Source organism: Sphingomonas vulcanisoli, from assembly GCF_011761305.1.
Classification (GTDB): Bacteria; Pseudomonadota; Alphaproteobacteria; order Sphingomonadales; family Sphingomonadaceae; genus Sphingomonas_I; species Sphingomonas_I vulcanisoli.
On record NZ_JAAOZC010000009.1, the window covers coordinates 1 to 19,718 of the forward strand.

Consider the following 19,718-nt stretch of genomic DNA (forward strand, 5'->3'; position numbering starts at 1 on the left):
CCGTTTGATCCCCATCGTCCGCTCCGCGTCTCAACACGGAACCTCATGAATCAGACATCAAACCCTTTTGGAATCCTAAATGTCGATACAACCTAGGCGATCGGCGACGCGGCCCTGAACACCTAAAGCCGTCTACCTGCCCATAGCACCCGCCCGACGATCGCCAGTGTCGCTTTGTCCTGATCCTCCCAGCTCGGATGATCGGGGTTGTCGCTGCGAATGGCGATGCGGCCGGCAGGACCGAGCGCGATGCGCTTGACGAGCAAGGCTTCCTCGATGCGCAACACGTAGATGCCGTCGCGCAAGCCCGTGGCGGCGTCGCTGCGGTCGACGAGGATGTCGTCGCCGTCGGAGAGCGTCGGGCGCATCGAATCGCCCGTGACGCGGATCAGCGACAAAGCGCTGAGATCGCGCGCGCCGAGATCGCGGAGCAGGCGTGGCGGGAAGGCGAGTTGCTCGCGCGCGCGCTCGGCAGGATCGAGGCTGCCCGGTCCGGCCGACGCACCGACATCGAGGCGTGGCACCGCATAAAGCTCCGCCGGGGCCGCCTCCGGCTTGCCGCCGAGCAGGCTTTCGGGGACGCCGAAATAGGCTGCCAGCGTCGCACGGTCAGCCTCGGACAAGCGCTTGGGGCTACCGCGCTTGACGAATTGCTGAACATAAGCGGCGTTGCGGCCGAGCAGGCGCGACAGGCCGGCATAATCCTCCCGCCGATCCTCGATCAGCGCCTGCAGTGCGGCGCGCGCCTCTTCATTTCCCTCAATTTTTCCCACAATAGGAAATCTCCTAGCAAAGTGGGAAATGTCCTGCAACAAGAACGTAATAGGTACGCAGGAGTCGAGTCGTGGGGATATTGCAGGAGATCGAGGGCTATTTGCGGGCGCATCATATGACGCCGAGCCGCTTCGGGCGGCTGGTGGTCAACGATCCGCATCTCATCCGGGGATTGCGCGCCGGGCGGCGGCTGCGGCGGGACACCGCCGAACGGATCGAACGCTTCCTCAAGGATGAGGAGGCCGCAATATGAGGGCTGCGGTGGATATGCTGGTGCGGGCGCTGATGGATCGCGGCCCTTGCTGCGTGCTGGCCGCCGACGAGCGGCCGTGGGCGAGCGTGACCTTCACCGGTGCTCACCACACGCTGCGGCTGGTGATCGCCGCCGATGAAGCGACGGCCTTCCTTGAGGGGATCGAGGACGCTGAGTTCGATCTCAGGGAGCATCTGCTGGCCGACATTGTAGTGACCGAGAGCGTGATCTTAGGAGAGCGGCGGATGGTCTTAATCGAGGCGCTGACGATCGAACGCGCGGACGTATTTCCGCCCCAACGGCAATGCGCCGAGGGGCAAGGCGAGGGGTATGGCGGGACGACATGCGGAACGAAGCGCGCTTTTGTGCCGTTGGCTGCGGCATGAGTGAAACAAATCTGTGCTACGTCGATGATGCGCTGCCCGGCATCACGCGCAAGAAGGCGGGCCATGGCTGGGCGTATAGCGATGCAAAAGGAAAACGGATCACTGACCGCGACGAGATCGATCGGCTAAACGCTATCGCCTTGCCGCCGGCCTATAAGGACGCCTGGTTCTGCCCGAGCCCGCACGGCCATATCCAGGCGACAGGGATCGACGATAAGGGGCGCAAGCAATATCGTTATCATATCGCCTTCCGCGCGCAGCAGGATGCGCAGAAATATGAAAAATGCGCCGACTTCGGCCGCGCGTTGCCGCTGCTGCGGGCGCGCGTCGCGGAGGATTTGGCGAGCCGTAAGCTGGACAAGGATACGGTGGTCGCGGCGGTCGTCCGCCTGCTCGATCTCGGCCACATCCGCGTCGGCAACGAAGCTTATGCCAAGCAGAACAAGAGCTTCGGCGCGACGACGCTGCGCAACCGCCATGCGCAGGTCAAAGGCGCCCGGCTGAAGCTCGCCTACATGGGCAAATCGGGCAAGAAGCAGCAGCTGACGATCGAGGACCGGCGGCTGGCGGCGCTGGTCAAGAAGACGCAGGATTTGCCGGGCCAGCATCTGTTCGAATATCTCGATAGCGAGGGCGCACCGCACCCGGTCGGATCGGGCGAGGTCAACGATTATATCCGTGAAGCCACCGGCGGGGCCTTCACCGCCAAGCATTTTCGCACCTGGGGGGCGAGCCTGCTGGCGTTCGAGCATATCCTCGAAACCGCGCAGGACAGCGGCAAGATTGCGTTGAAGCCGATGCTGGAACGGGTGGCGGCGAGCCTGGGCAACACGCCCGCGATCAGCCGCAAATCCTACGTCCATCCCGCGCTGATCGAGCTGTGTCGCACCGGCGACGCCACTGGGCTTTGCGAGCTCAAGCTTCCGCGCGCGACCAAATGGATGCGTGGCCCGGAACGCGCGTTGATCGCGTTTCTGGACGAGATCGCCTCTTTGGAGCGGAAAGCCGCGAAAGCCCAAGCCAAGGCCGCATGATGATCCAATGTGAAACCATGCTCCCGCGTAGGCCGGAGCGCCGGCCACCCGCGCCGCGCCTACTTTCCAGCACTCCGGCCTTCGCCGGAGTACCGATCGCGCTTATGCGAGGCTGTCATGCCTGATGCCACAACCACCAATGCAGCCGTAGCAGCCCACAAGCCGCCGCCGCTGATCGTTTCGCGCACCGCGTTCCAGCAATTGTTCGATCAGAGCTGGAACTGGCTGCTGCGCCATTATCTCCAGATCGGCATCGCGGTTGCGGTCGCGACGGTGCTGGTGCTGGCGATGCTCGGTCTGCGCACGCTCGCCACGCGGCTGTGCGCGCGGCAGGACAAGTGGCTGACGCATTGGCCGCGCACGCTGGGCCGCGTGACGAGCAAGACCAGCATCGTCTTCATGGTGCTGTTCGCGGCCAAGCTGGTGGATGGCTATGCCGATCCGCCGGTGATGGTGGCGCAGACCATCAACGTGCTCTTCACGATCGCCTCCGCGATCCAGGTGGCGATCTGGGTGCGCGAGCTGGTGATGAGCCTGGTCGAGCATCGCGCCGGCGGCGGCAATCACGCCGGGCTTTCCAGCGCCGTCGGCATCATCCGCATGCTGGTGACGACGGTGCTGTTCGCGATCACCGCGGTGGCGATCCTCGATAACCTCGGCGTCAACGTCACCGGCGTGATCGCGGGGCTCGGCATCGGCGGCATCGCCATCGGTCTGGCCGCCAAGGGCATCTTCGACGATCTCTTTTCGGCGCTGTCGATCATTTTCGATCGGCCGTTCAGCCAGGGCGATTCGATCACCTGGGACAAGACCAGCGGCACCGTGGAGGCGATCGGCCTCAAGACCACGCGGGTGCGCGCCGTAACGGGTGAGGAGGTGGTGATCTCCAACACCAACCTGCTGAACAAGGAGCTGCACAATATGGCGCGGCTCAATCGGCGGCGGATCGTGACGACGCTAGGGCTCGCTTATTACACGCCGCCCGAGGTGTGCGAGCGGGTGCCGCAGATGGTGAAGAAGGTCGTCGAGGACGTGCCCAAGTGCAAGCTGGTGCGCTGCGGCCTCTCCGAATTCGGCGCCTCCAGCCTCGATTTCCAGCTGCAATATGATGTTCAGTCGAGCCTGTATGACGAGGTGTTCAACGCCCGGCACGAAGTCTCGGTTCGCATCCTGCAGGCGTTCAACGATGCGGGCATCGATTTCGCCTGGCCAACGCAGACCACGATCGAGGCGGGGCCGGACGGCAAGCCGGTCAGGCCCTCGGCCGGCGTGAACAAGGCCGCCGCGCGGAGCAATCTCGCGGATCCTGCGCCGATGCCGGTAGGCCCGGAAGAAGCCCCGGAATAGGAATGAGGAACCGCCTGCGACATTCGCCGGTTCTTCTCCCGATTACGGGAGATTTTCGATGTTTGACGATAAAGCCGATCTGGAAGGCCGCCTCTGGAAGGAGCTGAAGTCCAGTCCGTTCCTGATGCTCGGCGTCGATGGCGCGCGCGATGGCCATGCCCAGCCGATGACGGCACAGCATGACGAGGATACCGGCAACACTTTGTGGTTCTTCACCACCAAGGATAATTCGCTGATCGCGGCGCTGGGCGAATCGAACCGCGCCATCGCGACCTACACGGGCAAGGGGCATGACCTGTTTGCCACGATCCACGGTGCCCTGCGTGAAGATACCGATCGCGCGGTGGTCGACAAGCTGTGGAACAGCCATGTCGAGGCTTGGTTCGAGGGCGGCAAGGCCGATCCCAAGCTGGCGCTGCTGCGGCTCGATCCTGAGAAAGCAACGATCTGGAAGGGCGGCAGCTTCATCGGCGCGGCGATCGACAAGCTGCTGGGGAAGGATCCCAAGGAAGATTACAAAGACAATATGACAACTGTGACGCTGTAAAGCCCTCTCCCATTTTGGGAGAGGGTTGGGAGAGGGGCGAGCGTAGCGAGCATCGGCATCGCCGCTTACCCCTCACCCCGCCGCGCTTCGCGCGAGTCGCCCTCTCCCACAAGGGGAGAGGGGTTATTATCAGCCCCATAACTCCGCGGCGGGTGGCGCAAGTCGCCCGCCGTTTTGCTGCAGGGCATGGGGGCGATCCTCGGCGAGCAGCAGCGCACCGTCCAGATCCACCCAGCGCGCGCCCTGCGCGGCCAGCATTGCGGGGGCGATGCCGAGCGAGGTGGCGAGCATGCAGCCGACCATGATCTCCAGCCCCATCGCCTTCGCCTCGTCCGCAAGCGCGAACGCTTCGGTCAGCCCGCCGCATTTATCGAGCTTGATGTTGACCGCCTGATAGCGGCCGGCGAGCCGGGGCAGATCGCTGCGATCCTGGCAGCTTTCGTCGGCAGCGAGCGGAATCGGGCTCCGCACGCCATCGAGGCAATGATCCTCGCCCGCCTTGACCGGCTGCTCGATCAGCTCGACGCCGAATGGCAGGAGCCTGGCCGCTTCGGCAGCCACATCGTGCCCGGTCCATGCCTCGTTCGCATCGACGATCAGCCGCGCGTTAGGCGCACCCCGCCGCACCGCCGCCACCCGCGCCTCATCGCCCTCACCCGCGAGCTTGAGCTTGAGCAAGGGCAGATGCGCGGCGGCGCGGGCGTCGGCTTCCATGCGATCAGGTTCGCCGAGCGAGATGGTGAAAGCCGTGGTGAGCGGCTGTGACTCAGGCAGTCCGGCGAGCGACCAGGCCGGCCGGCCTGCGTGCTTGGCTTCCCAATCCCACAGCGCGCAATCGAGCGCATTGCGCGCCGCGCCGCGCGGCAGGCGGTGCTGGAGATGGGCGCGGCTCAGGAGATCGCTGCCCAGGGCTTCGATCGCGGCGAGGACCGTCTCCGCCGTCTCGCCATGATAATAGATCGGCGTGGCTTCGCCCCGGCCCGTGATCCCGTCACGGCTCACTTCGGCGACGACGACGTCGACGTGCGTCTTGGCACCGCGCGCGATCGTGAAAGCGCCGCGCACGGGCCAGCGTTCGATGCGTGCGGCGATGCAGAAACTCATGATCGCTTACTAGCCCAGCCCACGCCAGCGTAGGACCGATCAGGCGACCAAAGTGCCTTTCGGTGGGCGCACCGGGCGCTTGGGCTTGACAATAACCGGCGCGATCGTAGCGGCGCGCGGCGTCCCGGCCGCCCGCACTTCGGCATCGGCGATGAACTGCTCCATCACCGGTGCGATCTCCTGGCGCCAACGGCGGCCGTTGAAAATGCCGTAATGGCCGACACTCTTCGCCATATGATATTTCTTGAGTGCGTTAGGCAGGTTGGTGGCGATCTTCAGCGCGGCCTTGGTCTGGCCGAGGCCGGAGATATCGTCCTTCTCGCCCTCGATCGCGAGGATCGCGACATCGGTGATCGCGCCGGGATCGACCTTCTGGCCGCGATGCGTCATCTCGCCCTTGGGCAGCAGGTGGCGCTGAAAGACCACGTCGATCGTCTGCAGGTAAAATTCGGCGGTCATATCGCAGACCGAGCGATATTCGTCGTAAAAGGCCTTGGTGGCGTCGGCATGTTCCTGGTCGCCGTCGATGAGCTGCCGGAACATCTGCCAATGGCTGGCGAGATGGTTGCCGAAGTTCATCGCCATGAAGCCGGTCAGCTGCAGGAAGCCCGGATAGACCTTCCGGCCCGCGCCCGGATGATTCCAGGGCACGGTGGCGATGACATTCTGCTCGAACCAGCTGAACGGCCGCTGGGTGGCGACGGTGTTGACCTCGGTCGGCGCCTCGCGCGTGTCGATCGGGCCGCCCATCATGGTCAGGGTGCGCGGGCGGGCGGGATCCTTTACGGCGGACAACAGCGCGGTTGCCGCATAGACCGGCACCGACGGCTGGCACACCGCCAGCACGTGCGTGCCGGGGCCAATGTGGCGCAGGAAGCCGATGACATAATCGACATAATCTTCGAGATCGAAGTGGCCCTCTGCCAGCGAAACGGCGCGCGCATCGGCCCAATCGGTGATCCAGACGTCATGCCCCGGCAGCAGCCGCTCGACGGTGCCGCGCAGCAGCGTCGCGTAATGGCCGGACATCGGCGCGACGATCAGCAGCTTCGGCTGAGCGGGGCCGGTGTAATCCGGCTTGGTGAAATGGATCAGCTGGCCGAAGGGCTTGGCCTCCTCAATCTCCTCGACGATGGCGAAGGGCGTGCCGCCGATCAGCGTGGTATCCAGGCCGAACGCTGGTTTGCCGTAGATGGCGGAGGCGTGGGCGAACACGTCCAGACCCGAGGCCATCACCGTGCCAAGCGCCGTTTTCGCCAAGGGATTGGCCGGGTTGTTCCACCAATCGGCACTCAGTTCGGCCAGCGCGCCCGCACCGGCAAACCAATTGCGCTGAAGTTCAAAAGCTTCGTACAGCACATTTGTCTCCTGAGCCCCATGTGGCGCTGAACGTGCTGCTATGCAACAAGAGCCTTGCGATATGATTGAGCCGGGGTCGGACGCCTGCTAGGCCCATCGCCATGGCCACCTCGGACTCGCCCGAACCGAAAAAGCGCATCGGCGAGCTTCGCCTGGTATGGAGCTCGGCCGCCAAATATCCGGGCCGCATTGCAGCGGCGATCGCGGCGCTGGCGGTCTCTTCGGCTGCGACGCTGGCCTTTCCGTACGCTTTCAAGCGGATCATCGACCGCGGCTTTCTGGCCGGCGGCACCGCGGCCAGCATCGGCGCTTCCTTCCACTACATGCTGATGATCGTGGTGGCGCTGGCGATCGCCACCGCTTTCCGCTTCTATTTCGTCTCCTGGCTGGGCGAGCGAACCGTCGCCGATCTGCGGCGCGCGGTGCACGCCAATCTCCTGCGCCTCTCGCCCGCCTATTTCGAAGAGAATCGGCCGAGCGAGATCGCATCGCGACTCACCTCCGATACCGCGCTGGTCGAACAGATCGTGGGCTCCACGGTCTCGATCGCGCTGCGCAATATCTGCACCGCGATCGGCGGGGTGATCTATATGTTTGCGTTGGCACCCAAGCTGGCGGGGCTGATGGTGCTGGCGATCCCGGTGATCGTCATCCCGATCCGCCTGCTTGGCCGGCGCGTGCGCGCTTATTCGCGCACCACGCAGGATCGCATCGCCGATATCGGCACCGCGGTGACCGAGGTGCTGGGCGCGATGAAGATCGTCCAGGCCTTCGGGCAGGAAGGCCGCGAGCGCCGCCGCTTCACCGACCATGTCGAAGCCGCCTTCGCCACCGCCAGGCGCCGCATCCTGATGCGCGCGATGATGACCGCGATCATCATGGGCATGGTGTTCGGATCGATCACCTTCGTGCTGTGGGAGGGCGCGATCGACGTCGTTGCCGGGCGGATGAGCGGGGGCGATATCGCGGCGTTCGTCATCACCGCGGGGCTGGTGGCGGGTGCCTTGGGCGCGCTGACCGAGGTCTATGGCGATCTGCTGCGCGGCGCGGGCGCGGCGCAGCGGCTGGGCGAGCTGCTTGCCGAGCAGCCGACGATCGCGCCGCCGGCCAAGCCGCAGGCGCTGCCGCTGCCGCCGCGCGGCGCGCTCAGCTTCGATCATGTCGAGTTCCGCTATCCGACGCGGCCGGAAGTAGCGGCGCTGGCGGATTTCAGCTTGAGCGTAGAGCCCGGCGAGACGGTGGCGATCGTCGGCCCGTCCGGCGCGGGCAAGACCACGCTCTTCCAGCTCGCCCAGCGCTTCTACGATCCCACGGCGGGAACGGTGCGCATCGATGGCGTGGCGCTGACCCAGGCCGATCCCGCGCACGTCCGGGCGCGGATCGCGGTGGTGCCGCAGGAGACGGTGATCTTCGCGGCCTCGGCGCGCGACAATCTCCGCTACGGCCGCTGGGATGCCGACGATGCGGCGATCTGGGACGCGGCGCGCGCCGCCAACGCCGCCGAATTCCTCGAAACCCTGCCCCAGGGGCTCGATACCTACCTCGGCGAGGGCGGGGCGCGGCTATCGGGCGGCCAGCGCCAGCGCGTCGCGATCGCGCGCGCTTTGCTCCGCGATGCGCCTTTGCTGCTGCTCGACGAGGCGACCTCGGCGCTGGATGCCGAAAGCGAACGCCTCGTCCAGCGCGCGCTGGAACGGCTGATGAAAGGCCGCACGACGCTGGTGATCGCGCATCGCCTGGCGACGGTGCGGATGGCGGACCGCATCATCGTGATGGATCACGGCCGCATTGTCGAACAGGGCAAGCATGATGCGTTGGTCAAGAAGAGCGGGCTATACGCGCGGTTGGCCAAGCTGCAGTTCGATGGCGAGGCTGCGTAAGACATTGAATTAAAGGTATTTGTCCAGCAAATTGCCAAAATCGCCCTTTTGCTGGATAAGAGCGTATGGCGATCCGCCCTTTTAGCGATGAACAAGCGCGTGTGCTGGTCAATCTACGCCAGCGATACGAAGGCTGGATCGCGGTCGAGCGAGAGATGATGGGCTTACCCTATGATCTGCGGCGCAAGCAGGTCGGCGGCCGATCCTATCTGTATGAAATCGCCGATCGCATCGGCAACGGCCGCAGCCTTGGTCCCTGGTCGCCTGAGAAGGAGGCGGTGCTCCGCGCCTATGACGAACGCAAAGCGCTGTTACGCGAACAGCGCGACGGCGGACGGGCGCGTATCGAGGAGACGGCTCGGCTCGCGCGCGCGTTGCGCACCCCTATGCTGGCCAGCGCCGCCGGACCGATCCTGCGGGAGGCGGATCGTCGCGGCCTGCTCGATGGCGCCCTGCTTGTCGTCGGCACAAATGCGATGGCGGCTTATGCCCTGGAGGCCAGTGCCAGCCTCCCCGACGCGCCCGACGAAACCGAGGGTTTCGAGCTTGCTTGGACGGCGGCCGAGGCCATGGAGGCGCCTGCTATCGGTCCACTGCTCAAGGCGATCGATCCCACTTACACGATGAACACGGAACGGACGTTCCAGGCGCGAAACGCCAAGGCTTATGAGGTCGAGCTGCTCGTTGCGCCGTCGCTGGTTCACACATTGCCGAAGCGCGATTGGCCTCGGCCTGTGCCCTTGCCCGAACAGGAATGGCTGCTGCTCGGTCGTGCTGTCGATCAGGTGGTGCCCTGCCGCGACGCGAGCGTCGCGCGCGTCGTCGCGCCCGATCCGCGCTGGTTCGCGCTGCAGAAGCTCTGGATGGCGGAGCAGGCGAAGCGCGATCCACTCAAGCGCAATAAGGATCGCATTCAGGGCCGAGAATTGCTGGACGCGGTGTGGCTGGCGATGCCTCATTATCCTTTGGATGCCGCTTTCGAAGACGACATTCCGGTCGAGCTCGAGGCCGCTTATCGGGCATGGCATGCGCGTAGGCCGGACCGCGCCGCTCCGAACTGGTAGCAAGCATAGAAATACGGCGGAGCCGAAGCCCCGCCGTCTGTTTCCTAACCGTGTTCAGCCGATCAGTAAGGGCTGCTCTTGGTTTTGGTCTTGGTCTTCGTTTTGGTCGCGCCCGTCGGGCTGTTCGGATCGGGAGCCACGGTGGTCGTGGTCTGCGCCGTGCCGGTGGTGGCCGCGGGATCAGTCGGATCGGAGGTGTTCACCGTCGAGGTCGTGCTCGTCGTTGCCGGTACGCTCGGATCGGCAGGCTGGGTTGTGGTCTGCGTAGTCGTCGTCGATTGCGCGAGCGCGCCAGCGGGCAGCAGGGCGAACGTTGCTGCATATATCAGGGTACGCATATCAATCTCCTATCGTTATGGTCGGATGTGAAACGACCAACAGGAGACGGACGTGCCTCGCTCCGTCGCTGGAGTGGGGCAACTTGTGGAGTCAGGACGCTTCATCGCGCGCAGGGACTAGTGCATCCACGCCCTTGGTAGCTTCTGCCCAACGATAATATGCGTCGGCGATGTAAACCCGGAATTGGGTGGGATCGACTTCGATGTGGCGTGCCCGAGGCACGCAAAGATGCGCGCGCGCGATGATCGTAAAACCGATGCGGCTGGCATTTACAGAGCCCGGTTTACTAGCGATCAGATCGCTCGAAAGCTCAGGCTGGGCTTGGACCATGCAGGCCGCGATCTTGAAGTACGCAAGATCCTCGGGCCAGCGAAAGCGATTGCGGCCCTGCTCCACGGCGATGAAGCGGTTGACCACCGGCTCGCTGTGCGTATCCGCCTTAGTGACCCGAACGTCCGCGGCATATTTCTTAATCGCATATTCGATCAGCGCGCCACGGTCATAAAATGCCGTTGGCGACCCAGACACCTGGCTATCGCTATTAGGCGTCCCCGCGTTGCTGTAACGCCCCAGGTCTGTGGGGTTTGCTAAGCCTAATTCGCTTCCCGCGATCCGGCAGGCCCTATTATGCATGACGAAAAGACCCTGCATGGTCGCAGTTGTCGTTTCGTTGGGCGGCCCTTCGACAATCGGCCACAGTGCCTTCGCATCGGGCCCAACGCAGCGCACGAAAATGTCGGCGCGGCTGTAGGCGTTGCTGGACTCAATCTGGAAGCTGCCCGGCACGCGGGGGTTCAATGTCGCCTTCGGATTGGGAGGGGCATCGGGGATACCGCGCACGGTGATCGGCGGGGCATTATCCGCATTGTTCGTGGATATCCGCTGCGCGCTGACGGGTAGCACCACGACAGCGATGGAAAGAGGGAGAAAAAACAACGTGGGTTTCATCGCTTAACCTCCAGGAATGAGACTCTCCAACCCCTGCGACGCTTCCGCCCACCGGTAATAAGCATCGAGGACGTAGATGCGAAACTGCGTAGGATCGACTTCGATCCGCTTGGCGTCCGGGCGGCAGGCGTGCGCACGCGCGATGATAGTCTTGCCGATCCTTTCCGATTGCGGGCTTCCGGGATCGCTCCGCATCATCTGCCCAGCGAGATCGGGCTCGGCTTGCACCATGCAGATCGCAACCTTGAAATAGGCAATGTCCTCCGGCCAACGATAGCGGTTGCGGCCTTGCTCTACGGCGTTGAAGCGGTCGATGATCGCCTGCTTGTGCGTATCGGAACGCTTCAGCTTCAGGTTGGGCTGATAGGTGTTGAGCGCGTATTCCAGCATCGCGCCGCGATCGTAAAAGCCCTGCAGGCTGCGGCCGAGATCGACCGGATCGGGGTGATTCGAATAATCATAATGCTGATGACACTGGATATGCTTCTCTACGAAGCGGCCGAGCGTGAAGACGGTGGTTTGCTCATTGGGCGGCCCATCGAGAACGGAGCGGAGCGTGGCGGCATCGGGCGGTGCGCAATGAACGAAGATGCTCGACTGATTGTAATTGGTGCGGCTTTCGATCTGCATATCCGCACGAATCCGCGGATTGGCAGCGATGGGATTCTTGGACTCATCGGGCGTGCCGGTGACGACGATCGTCGGCGCCGGAGCCTGGGATGCGGCGGGCGGCGGCGCGGTTTGCTGAGCAGCGGCGGCATGCGCGAGCCCGAAAGCGGCAAGGAGGGGCACGAGGAATTGGCTCTTGGTCATTCTCACCTTCCGGGAACGAGGTGCTCGACGCTTCTCCGCTGCCTCCAGTCAGCGATAAAAGCATCGTGGATATAGGCATGAAATTTGGCAGGATCGACCCAAATCCGGCGAGACGTCCGAGCATGGGAGCGCAGGGCCGGCGCTTCGGCCATCAGCTCGCGGGGATCAGACTTTCAACGTCGCGCGCTGCTTCCACCCAGCGATACAGCGCATCGGTGACGTAGACGCGAAACTGGACAGGATCGACCTGGATGCGGTTGGCGCCCGGAACGCATTCGCGCGCGCGGGACAGCATGTTGAAGCCCAACTTAGCCGATTGGTTGGATCCGGTCGGCGTATGGATCATCTGTGTGGCGAGATCAGGTTCGGCTTGCACCATGCAGATCGCCACCTTGAAATATCGCAGATCCTCCGGCCAGCGGTAGCGGTTGCGCGCCCGCTCCGTGTTGTTGAAGCGCTCTATCACGGCATCGTCATGCGTTTCTGCCTTGGTCAGGCCGATGTCCGGCGCGTAGGTCTTTATCGCATAATCCAGCATCGCGGCGCGATCGAAGAAGCCCTGGTAGCTTCGGCCAAGGCTTTGCGCGTCCTTATCGGTGGCGAACTCCTTGGGCATCAGGCTCGGGCCGAAGCCCGAAGAGCCGGTGAACGCGGATGCATTGTAATGCTGGTGGCAGTTCAAATGTTGCTCAACGAACTCGCCCTGCCTGGTGATCGTATCGGCGGCGTTGGGCGGGCCTTCGATGACTTGCCGCAGCAGCGCGGCGCTGGGCCTGGCGCAGGTCAGGAAAATCTCCGACTCGCTGAGTTCGTTGTGCGATTCGATCTGGTAGCCGCCGGGGACGCGCGGGTTGCGCGTGAATTTGGCGATATCCTTTGCCTCCTTTTCACCCTTGACGATGATGTCGGGGCCTTGGGAGGCTTTGGAGTCCTGCGCCGGCGCGCCCTGAGAACAAGCAATGACCACTAGGCCGGCGATAAAAACATGCAAACGGGGCATCATTCTTCCCAAACGCTGGGGATCAGGCTGTCGACGCCGCGCGCCGCCTCCACCCAACGGTAGAGCGCCTCGACGACGTAGATCCGGAACTGGTTGGGCTCGACCTGAATACGCTTGGCGCCCGGCACGCAGCCGCGCGCGCGGGATAGCAATGTGTAGCCGAGGCTGTTCGACTCTGCTGAGTTAGGCTTCGTATGTGCGATCCGGCTGGCGATGCCCGGCTCCGCGTGGACCATGCAGACGGCGGTCTTGAAATAATCGAGATCGGTGGAATCGCGGAAGCGATTTCGCCCTTGTTCGATGGCCATGAAGCGAGAGACGACCGCATCATCATGCGTCTGTGACTTGGTCAAGCTGATGTCCGGCGCATAGGTGGCGATCGCATAATCGCGCAAGGCGCCGCGATCGTAGAGACCCTGAAGCCCGCGCGCGAGCTCTTGGCGATCAGGGTGGACGGTGTTTTCGACGCCAATCCGCTGATCGCTCGTGTTGCCGCTACTATTCAAATCGGTAGCGCTTGAACCGATCATTCGCCCCTGGATCGTGGGCCCCAGGCTCGTCTCCCCGCCCGCGCCCGCATATAGCAGATGGCAGGTGATATGCCGTTCGACGAAATCGCCCTGTGCCGAGATGGTGTGGGCGTCATTGGGCGGCCCCTCAAGGATGGTACGCAAGGTAGCGGCATCGGGCTTGGCGCATTTGGTGAAGATCTGCGCCTGGCTCATGTTGCGCTGCGCTTCGAGCTGAAAGGCACCGGGCAGCCGCGGGTTGGCCGTGAAGCGCGCGATGTCCGCAGCCTCTTTCTGCCCCTCGACGACAATGTCCGGCGCGGGCTTCTGGATAGTCTGCGCCGCCGCCGTGGCCGCCCCGGCGATCAAGACAAGATATGCAAAGCGAACCATGTGATCTCTCCGTTGGGGACCGAAGAAAGTTTATTGTACACTCTCCACAACGGGCAGCCAAACCGCGCTCGCCGCGGCGGGGCTGCGCGATATGGTCATCGTCGCGGTCTTGTAATCGGACGCCTTGGCGAAGAAGATGTTCGGGACATAGGTCTGCGGGTTGCGATCGTAGAGCGGGAACCAGCTCGACTGGATCTGGACCATGATGCGGTGCCCCGGCTGGAAGACGTGGTTCGCCATCGGCAGGCGGAATTTATATTTCTCCACCTTGCCCGCCGGGATCGGGCTCGGATGTTCGAAGCTTGTGCGATAGCGGCCGCGGAAGATGTCCATCGCGATCGGCAGCTGATAGCCGGCCATCTCGGGCGTCGAGGGCGTTTCGGGCGGATAGACGTCGATCAGCTTGACCACCCAATCGGCATCGCTGCCGGTGGTGGCAGCGAAAATGTCCGCGATCACCTGCCCCGAGAGCTTCACCGGGGCGGTCAGCACCGGCGTTTGATAAGCAAGCACGTCGGGGCGGGTTGAGACGTTGCGCTGATCGGTGGTCAGCCAGGTCGTCCACTGGTCGCGGCCACCCACGGGCCTCGGCACGTAGGGGATCGGCTTGGCGGGATCGGAGACGTAGCTGTCCCCGCCCTTGCTCGCGGGCTTGTCGAACGAGAGGCCGAAGCCGGTTTGCAGGTAGAGTGGCTTGAGTGGCAGCTGGCAGCCTTTGGGGCAGGCCAGCGGCCAATCGGCGAACTTCTCCCAGTGATTGAGACCGGGATTGTAGATCAGCGCCTTGGGCGGCTCAAACGCGGGTGCGCCGTCCTTCAGATAAGCGTTGAAGAAGGGCAGCAGATAATCGCGCCGCCACTCAGTGGCGGTATCGCCGTTGAACTTGAGCACGCCGAGGCTGGAGCCGTCATAATTGGCGCCGCTGTGCCGCCACGGGCCCATCACCATATAATTCGTCGCGCCATGGCCCGCGGCCTTGAGCGCTTCATAGCTGTGGATCGCGCCCCACATATCCTCCTGATCCCACAGCCCCTGCTCCCACATCGTGGGGACGGTGGAGGGATGTTTGACGATCAGATCCTCCAGCGCCTGCCCCTGCCAGTAAGCGTCATAGGTCGGGTGCTGCGAAACGCGCTTCCACATGCCCGTCTGATCGACGCCGTGCGCGTGCGCGAAATCGCCGTTCGAGCTGTAGGCCAGGTAAGCATCATATTGATCGGCGTTTGAGGTGATGAGATCGTCCCCTCCCTTCCGCGATCCCTCCTGGCTGACGAAATAGCTGTCGTTCCCGCCCTGGCGGTACGCGCCATAATGAAAGAAATCGTCGCCCATCCAGCCGTTGACCATCGGGCTCTCGGGCGCCGCGACCTTGAGCGCCGGGTGCGGATCGAGCAGCGCCATGACGACGGTGAAACCCTCATAGCTTGAGCCGAGCATGCCAACCTTGCCGTTCGATTCGGGCACATTCTTCACCAGCCAGTCGATCGTATCCCAGGCATCGGTGGTGTGATCGGTCTTGGTGGGGTTGAGGGCCCCTCGCACCGGGCGCGTCATCTCATAATCGCCCTCCGATCCATATTTGCCGCGGATATCCTGGAAGACGCGGATGTAGCCCGCCTGCACGAACACCTCGTCGCCCTGCGCGAGCAGCGACAGCATAGAGTTGCTTGCCTTCCGCTCCGCGCGCTTGTCGGCATTATAGGGCGTGCGGGTGAGCAGCATCGGGGCGCCGTGCGCGCCCTTGGGGATGACGATCACGGTGTGCAGCTTCACGCCGTCGCGCATCGGGATATCGACCTTGCGCTTGATATAATCGTTGGCCTCGGTCGGCTGTTCGAACTTGGCCGGGATATCGTTGGGCGGACTCGTCACGGGCTGGCCCGTGGCGGCGAGTGCGGTGGTGGCGAACAGGGCTGCCAGGATGGCGAGGGGGGCTTTGCTCATCGGGCAAGGAAAGTGCCAAATGCCTTGCGCCGTCAAGCGTCTTCGGGTGGCCCTAAACGCGAAGGAAATCATTGAGGCGGAGATCCGCCGCCCTTTCGGGGGTAATGGGGGGTGAAAAGAAAGCTCCCTCCGCCTCAATGACAAGCGCCACTATACATGACGAAATCATCGCAGATATTCGGGAAAATTACGGAGCCGAAATGTAAATTTTCATTGTCGGCCATCCTTTGAAGGAAAGAAGGCGGCGATTGTTAGTAAGGCCTAATCCATCGTCAATATCGTTTTGCCGACATGGGCGCCGCTTTCGACGTTACGATGGGCGTCCGCTGCCTGCGCAAGCGGGAAGGTGCGATCGATGACCGGACGCAAGTCACCCGCAGCGACATAGGGCCACACCTTGGCGGCGATCTCGGCGGTGAGCAGCGCCTTATACGCCGCTTCGCGTGCGCGCAGGGTCGATCCGGTCAGGTGGAGACGGCGGCGCATCACCTGCCAGATCGGGATCGTGGCATCGGGCCCCCGTTGCACGGCGATCGAGATGTGGCGGCCTTCGTCGGCCAGGCACTGAAGATTGCGCGCGACATAATCGCCGCCGACCATATCGAGCACCATTTCCACGCCCTTGCCGCCGGTCAGCGCCTCGATCTCAGCGACGAAGTCCTGGGCCTTATAGTCGATCGCATGCGCCGCGCCGATCTCCAGCGCGCGGGCGCATTTGTCCGCACCGCCGGCGGTGACGATTACTTTGAGATCGAACAGCTTGCCCAGCAGGATCGCCATCGTGCCGATGCCGCTCGTGCCGCCATGGACGAGCAAAGTCTCCCCGGCCTGGGCATGGCCGCGATGGAAGACGTTGCCCCAAACGGTGAGCAAGGTTTCGGGCATCGCGCCGGCCTCGATCAGGCTTAACGCCTCTGGCACGGGCAGGCATTGCGCGGCCGGGGCGACCGCATATTCGGCATAGGCTCCGCCCGCGACCAGGGCGCAGACGTTGCTCCCCAGCAGGCTCGGGTCCGCGCCTTCGCCGAGCGCCACGACCTCGCCCGCCAGCTCCATGCCCAGGATCGATGTGGTGCCGGGCGGCGGCGGATATTTGCCCTCGCGCTGCATGATTTCCGGGCGATTGACGCCGGCGGCTGCCACACGAATCAGCACTTCGGCCGGGCCAGGACGCGGCACCGGCCGCTCGACGGGCACCAGCACCTCGGGCCCGCCCGGCTCGGCCGGATCGACGGCGATCATGGATTTCGGAAGATCGGCCATCACTTATCCCCAGGGAACCGCCGCAGCGCGGGCGCGCTTTATTGACAGGCGTCCTCTGAGGGTCAACGATCATGGCCATGGATCTCGAAGATATCCTGCCCAGCTCCTCCGGCGATCCTCTCGCCCAGCTGGTGCGTCAGGATCTCGATCCGCTTTCGGTCGAAGAATTGAATGCGCGCATCGCTGCGCTGGAGGGCGAAATCGCCCGCTGCCGCGCCAAAATTAATTTCGCCATTAACCATCGCGCAAACGCTGAAAGCTTATTCAAGCGATGATTGGGCTTCTCGTCTGGCAAGAAGGGCTTTCTGGCACGCTTCTTGAAAGGCGGGAAAAGCGTCACGAAATAGAGGGTGAGCCGGATCGCTCCCCCTTTAGTGGTCCAGCGGGAGACACGTAACATGCCATCTTTTGCCCGCGAACTAGAGCAAACGCTGCATAACGCGCTGACGGCCGCCTCGTCGCGCCGCCACGAATATGCGACCCTGGAGCATCTGCTGCTCGCGCTGATCGGTGACGAGCATGCCGCCAAGGTGATGAGCGCCTGCGGCGTCGATCTCGGCGAACTGAAATCCGCCGTCACCACCTATCTCGATACCGAGCTGGACGCGCTGAAATCGAGCGGCAACGCCGATCCATCGCCGACCAGCGGCTTCCAGCGCGTCGTCCAGCGCGCGATCCTTCACGTCCAGTCCTCGGGCCGCGAGGAGGTGACGGGCGCCAACGTGCTCGTCGCGCTCTTCAGCGAGCGCGAGAGCTATGCCGTTTATTTTCTGCAGCAGCAGGACATGAGCCGCCTCGATGCGGTAAGCTTCCTCAGCCACGGTGTCGGCAAGGCCGGCCAATCCACGGAGCAACGCGAAGTGAAGGGCCAGGACGACGAGAAGAGCTCCAAGTCCGAAAGCAAGCAGAAGGGCGAGAGCGCGCTCAAGCAATTCTGCGTGGACCTGAACGAGAAGGCCAAGGACGGCCGCGTCGATCCGCTGATCGGGCGTGGTCCCGAGGTCGATCGCACGATCCAGATCCTCTGCCGCCGCAGCAAGAACAACCCGCTGTATGTGGGCGATCCCGGCGTCGGCAAGACCGCCATCGCCGAGGGCCTCGCGCGCAAGATCGTCGAGAAGCAGGTGCCCGACGTGCTGCTGGAAGCGGTGATCTATTCGCTCGACATGGGCGCGCTGCTGGCGGGCACGCGCTATCGCGGCGATTTCGAAGAGCGGCTGAAGCAGGTCGTCAACGAACTCGAGAAGCTGCCGCACGCCGTGCTGTTCATCGATGAGATTCACACGGTGATCGGCGCGGGCGCCACTTCGGGCGGCGCGATGGATGCATCGAACCTGCTCAAGCCCGCGCTGTCGGGCGGCACGATCCGTTGCATCGGTTCGACCACTTACAAGGAGTTCCGCAACCACTTCGAGAAAGACCGGGCGCTGCTCCGCCGCTTCCAGAAAATCGACGTCAACGAGCCGACGATCGAGGATACGATCAAGATCCTCGCGGGGCTGCGTTCGGCGTTCGAACAGCATCACTCGGTGAAATATACGCCCGATGCGATCAAGTCGGCGGTCGAATTGTCCGCGCGCTATATCAACGATCGTAAGTTGCCCGATAAGGCGATCGACGTGATCGACGAGGTCGGCGCGATGCAGATGCTGGTCGTGCCGTCCAAGCGCAAGAAGGTGATTACCTCGAAGGAGATCGAGGCCGTCATCGCGACGATGGCGCGCATCCCACCGAAGACGGTTTCCTCGGACGACACCAAGGCGCTGGCGACGCTGGAGCAGGATCTCAAGCGGGTCGTGTTCGGACAGGACAAGGCGATTGAGGTGCTGTCCTCGGCGATCAAGCTCAGCCGTGCCGGCCTGCGCGATCCCGAGAAGCCGATCGGCAATTATCTGTTCTCGGGCCCCACGGGTGTCGGCAAGACCGAGGTGGCGAAGCAGCTTGCTTCGATTCTCGGCATTCCGCTACAGCGCTTCGACATGTCCGAATATATGGAGCGCCACTCGGTCAGCCGTCTGATCGGCGCGCCTCCGGGATATGTCGGTTTCGATCAGGGCGGCCTCCTGACCGACGCGGTCGATCAGCAGCCGCATTGCGTGCTGTTGCTCGACGAGATCGAAAAGGCGCATCCGGACCTGTTCAACATCCTGCTCCAGGTGATGGATAACGGCCGCCTGACCGACCAGCACGGCAAGTCGGTCGATTTCCGCAACGTGATCCTGATCATGACGACCAATGCGGGCGCTTCCGACATGGCGCGCGAGAGCCTGGGCTTCGGCAACCTCACCCGCGAGGGTGAGGATGAGGAAGCGGTCAAGAAGATGTTCACGCCGGAATTCCGAAACCGTCTCGATGCGATCGTGCCGTTCGGCTATTTGCCGACGCCGGTGATCGGCCGCGTTGTCGAGAAGTTCATCCTCCAGCTGGAACTGCAGCTCGCCGACCGCGATGTGCATATCAGCCTGGATGAAGAGGCGAAGGCTTGGCTGACCGAGCGCGGCTACGACAAGATGTACGGCGCGCGACCGATGGGCCGCCTGATCCAGGAGAAGGTCAAGCAGCCGCTCGCCGAGGAGCTATTGTTCGGCAAGCTGGTCAACGGCGGTGAAGTGAAGGTCCATATGAAGGACGGCGCGCTCGCGTTCGAGATCGTCTCGGCCCCTCCGAAAGCCAAAAAGAAGGGGCAGAAGAAGGGCGATCTGCCAAGCAAAGCCGAACAGGCATGACGAAGCGAGGGCCGCGCGGCGACGCGGCTCTCAGC

General features: G+C 63.5%; 19 protein-coding genes. 9 read left to right on the plus strand and 10 right to left on the minus strand.

The window, feature by feature from the left end:
• Nucleotides 1-122 precede the first annotated feature (122 nt).
• Nucleotides 123-764 carry a S24 family peptidase gene (locus FHS31_RS13890; RefSeq protein WP_167074777.1) on the minus strand — a complete coding sequence of 214 codons (642 nt, stop codon included), beginning with the start codon at nt 762-764 and terminating at the stop codon, nt 123-125.
• Nucleotides 765-844: 80 nt separating this feature from the next.
• Here FHS31_RS13890 and FHS31_RS13895 point away from each other — a divergent pair, with 80 nt between their 5' ends.
• The 5 genes from FHS31_RS13895 to FHS31_RS13915 all read left to right on the plus strand — a co-directional run bounded on the left by FHS31_RS13895 (nt 845) and on the right by FHS31_RS13915 (nt 4,341).
• Nucleotides 845-1,027, plus strand: coding sequence for a hypothetical protein (locus tag FHS31_RS13895; RefSeq protein ID WP_167074570.1), 183 nt, complete (start codon nt 845-847; stop codon nt 1,025-1,027).
• Complete coding sequence (locus FHS31_RS13900) at nt 1,024-1,413, plus strand: hypothetical protein (RefSeq protein WP_167074572.1); 390 nt, start codon at nt 1,024-1,026, stop codon at nt 1,411-1,413. Before FHS31_RS13895 ends, FHS31_RS13900 begins: the two co-directional genes overlap by 4 nt.
• The gene (locus tag FHS31_RS13905; protein WP_167074574.1) at nt 1,410-2,447 is read left to right on the plus strand and encodes a DNA topoisomerase IB; all 1,038 of its coding nucleotides are present in this window, start codon (nt 1,410-1,412) and stop codon (nt 2,445-2,447) included. Before FHS31_RS13900 ends, FHS31_RS13905 begins: the two co-directional genes overlap by 4 nt.
• A 117-nt stretch (nt 2,448-2,564) precedes the next feature.
• Nucleotides 2,565-3,794 carry a mechanosensitive ion channel domain-containing protein gene (locus tag FHS31_RS13910; RefSeq protein ID WP_167074576.1) on the plus strand — a complete coding sequence of 410 codons (1,230 nt, stop codon included), beginning with the start codon at nt 2,565-2,567 and terminating at the stop codon, nt 3,792-3,794.
• A gap of 58 nt (nt 3,795-3,852) precedes the next feature.
• The gene (locus tag FHS31_RS13915; protein ID WP_167074578.1) at nt 3,853-4,341 is read left to right on the plus strand and encodes a pyridoxamine 5'-phosphate oxidase family protein; all 489 of its coding nucleotides are present in this window, start codon (nt 3,853-3,855) and stop codon (nt 4,339-4,341) included.
• 129 nt (nt 4,342-4,470) lie between these two features.
• On the opposite strand, the gene dgcA is transcribed toward FHS31_RS13915, so the two are convergent.
• Entirely contained in the window at nt 4,471-5,445 is a 975-nt protein-coding gene (gene dgcA / locus FHS31_RS13920) for an N-acetyl-D-Glu racemase DgcA (RefSeq protein ID WP_167074580.1), read from the minus strand.
• A 39-nt stretch (nt 5,446-5,484) separates the two neighbouring features.
• Nucleotides 5,485-6,804 carry a polyhydroxyalkanoate depolymerase gene (locus FHS31_RS13925; RefSeq protein ID WP_167074582.1) on the minus strand — a complete coding sequence of 440 codons (1,320 nt, stop codon included), beginning with the start codon at nt 6,802-6,804 and terminating at the stop codon, nt 5,485-5,487.
• Nucleotides 6,805-6,905: 101 nt separating this feature from the next.
• On the opposite strand from FHS31_RS13925, the gene FHS31_RS13930 reads away from it, so the two are divergent.
• Both FHS31_RS13930 and FHS31_RS13935 read left to right on the plus strand, forming a co-directional pair.
• Nucleotides 6,906-8,684, plus strand: coding sequence for an ABC transporter transmembrane domain-containing protein (locus FHS31_RS13930; protein WP_167074584.1), 1,779 nt, complete (start codon nt 6,906-6,908; stop codon nt 8,682-8,684).
• A gap of 65 nt (nt 8,685-8,749) precedes the next feature.
• Nucleotides 8,750-9,748 carry a GSU2403 family nucleotidyltransferase fold protein gene (locus FHS31_RS13935; protein ID WP_167074585.1) on the plus strand — a complete coding sequence of 333 codons (999 nt, stop codon included), beginning with the start codon at nt 8,750-8,752 and terminating at the stop codon, nt 9,746-9,748.
• A gap of 62 nt (nt 9,749-9,810) precedes the next feature.
• Here FHS31_RS13935 and FHS31_RS13940 read toward each other — a convergent pair whose 3' ends face one another.
• From FHS31_RS13940 to FHS31_RS13970, 7 genes are all read right to left on the minus strand, one after another.
• Nucleotides 9,811-10,086, minus strand: a complete 276-nt coding sequence (locus FHS31_RS13940; protein WP_167074586.1) for a hypothetical protein — start codon at nt 10,084-10,086, stop codon at nt 9,811-9,813.
• 91 nt (nt 10,087-10,177) lie between these two features.
• The gene (locus FHS31_RS13945) at nt 10,178-11,035 is read right to left on the minus strand and encodes a hypothetical protein (protein WP_167074588.1); all 858 of its coding nucleotides are present in this window, start codon (nt 11,033-11,035) and stop codon (nt 10,178-10,180) included.
• A 3-nt stretch (nt 11,036-11,038) separates the two neighbouring features.
• On the minus strand, nt 11,039-11,848 hold the full coding sequence (locus tag FHS31_RS13950; RefSeq protein WP_167074590.1) for a hypothetical protein: 810 nt from the start codon (nt 11,846-11,848) through the stop codon (nt 11,039-11,041).
• A gap of 151 nt (nt 11,849-11,999) precedes the next feature.
• Nucleotides 12,000-12,851, minus strand: a complete 852-nt coding sequence (locus FHS31_RS13955) for a hypothetical protein (RefSeq protein ID WP_167074592.1) — start codon at nt 12,849-12,851, stop codon at nt 12,000-12,002.
• A complete protein-coding gene (locus FHS31_RS13960) occupies nt 12,848-13,750 on the minus strand; it encodes a hypothetical protein (protein ID WP_167074594.1) in 903 nt (300 codons plus the stop codon). Before FHS31_RS13960 ends, FHS31_RS13955 begins: the two co-directional genes overlap by 4 nt.
• Nucleotides 13,751-13,780: 30 nt before the next feature.
• Nucleotides 13,781-15,694, minus strand: coding sequence for a CocE/NonD family hydrolase (locus tag FHS31_RS13965; RefSeq protein WP_167074596.1), 1,914 nt, complete (start codon nt 15,692-15,694; stop codon nt 13,781-13,783).
• 261 nt (nt 15,695-15,955) lie between these two features.
• Nucleotides 15,956-16,957 (minus strand): NAD(P)H-quinone oxidoreductase, encoded by a 1,002-nt coding sequence (locus tag FHS31_RS13970; protein ID WP_208408732.1) that lies wholly within the window; start codon nt 16,955-16,957, stop codon nt 15,956-15,958.
• A gap of 77 nt (nt 16,958-17,034) precedes the next feature.
• On the opposite strand from FHS31_RS13970, the gene FHS31_RS13975 reads away from it, so the two are divergent.
• Nucleotides 17,035-17,232 (plus strand): DUF1192 domain-containing protein, encoded by a 198-nt coding sequence (locus FHS31_RS13975; protein ID WP_167074598.1) that lies wholly within the window; start codon nt 17,035-17,037, stop codon nt 17,230-17,232.
• Nucleotides 17,233-17,355: 123 nt separating this feature from the next.
• Nucleotides 17,356-19,683, plus strand: coding sequence for an ATP-dependent Clp protease ATP-binding subunit ClpA (clpA, locus tag FHS31_RS13980; protein WP_167074600.1), 2,328 nt, complete (start codon nt 17,356-17,358; stop codon nt 19,681-19,683).
• Nucleotides 19,684-19,718: the final 35 nt, after the last annotated feature.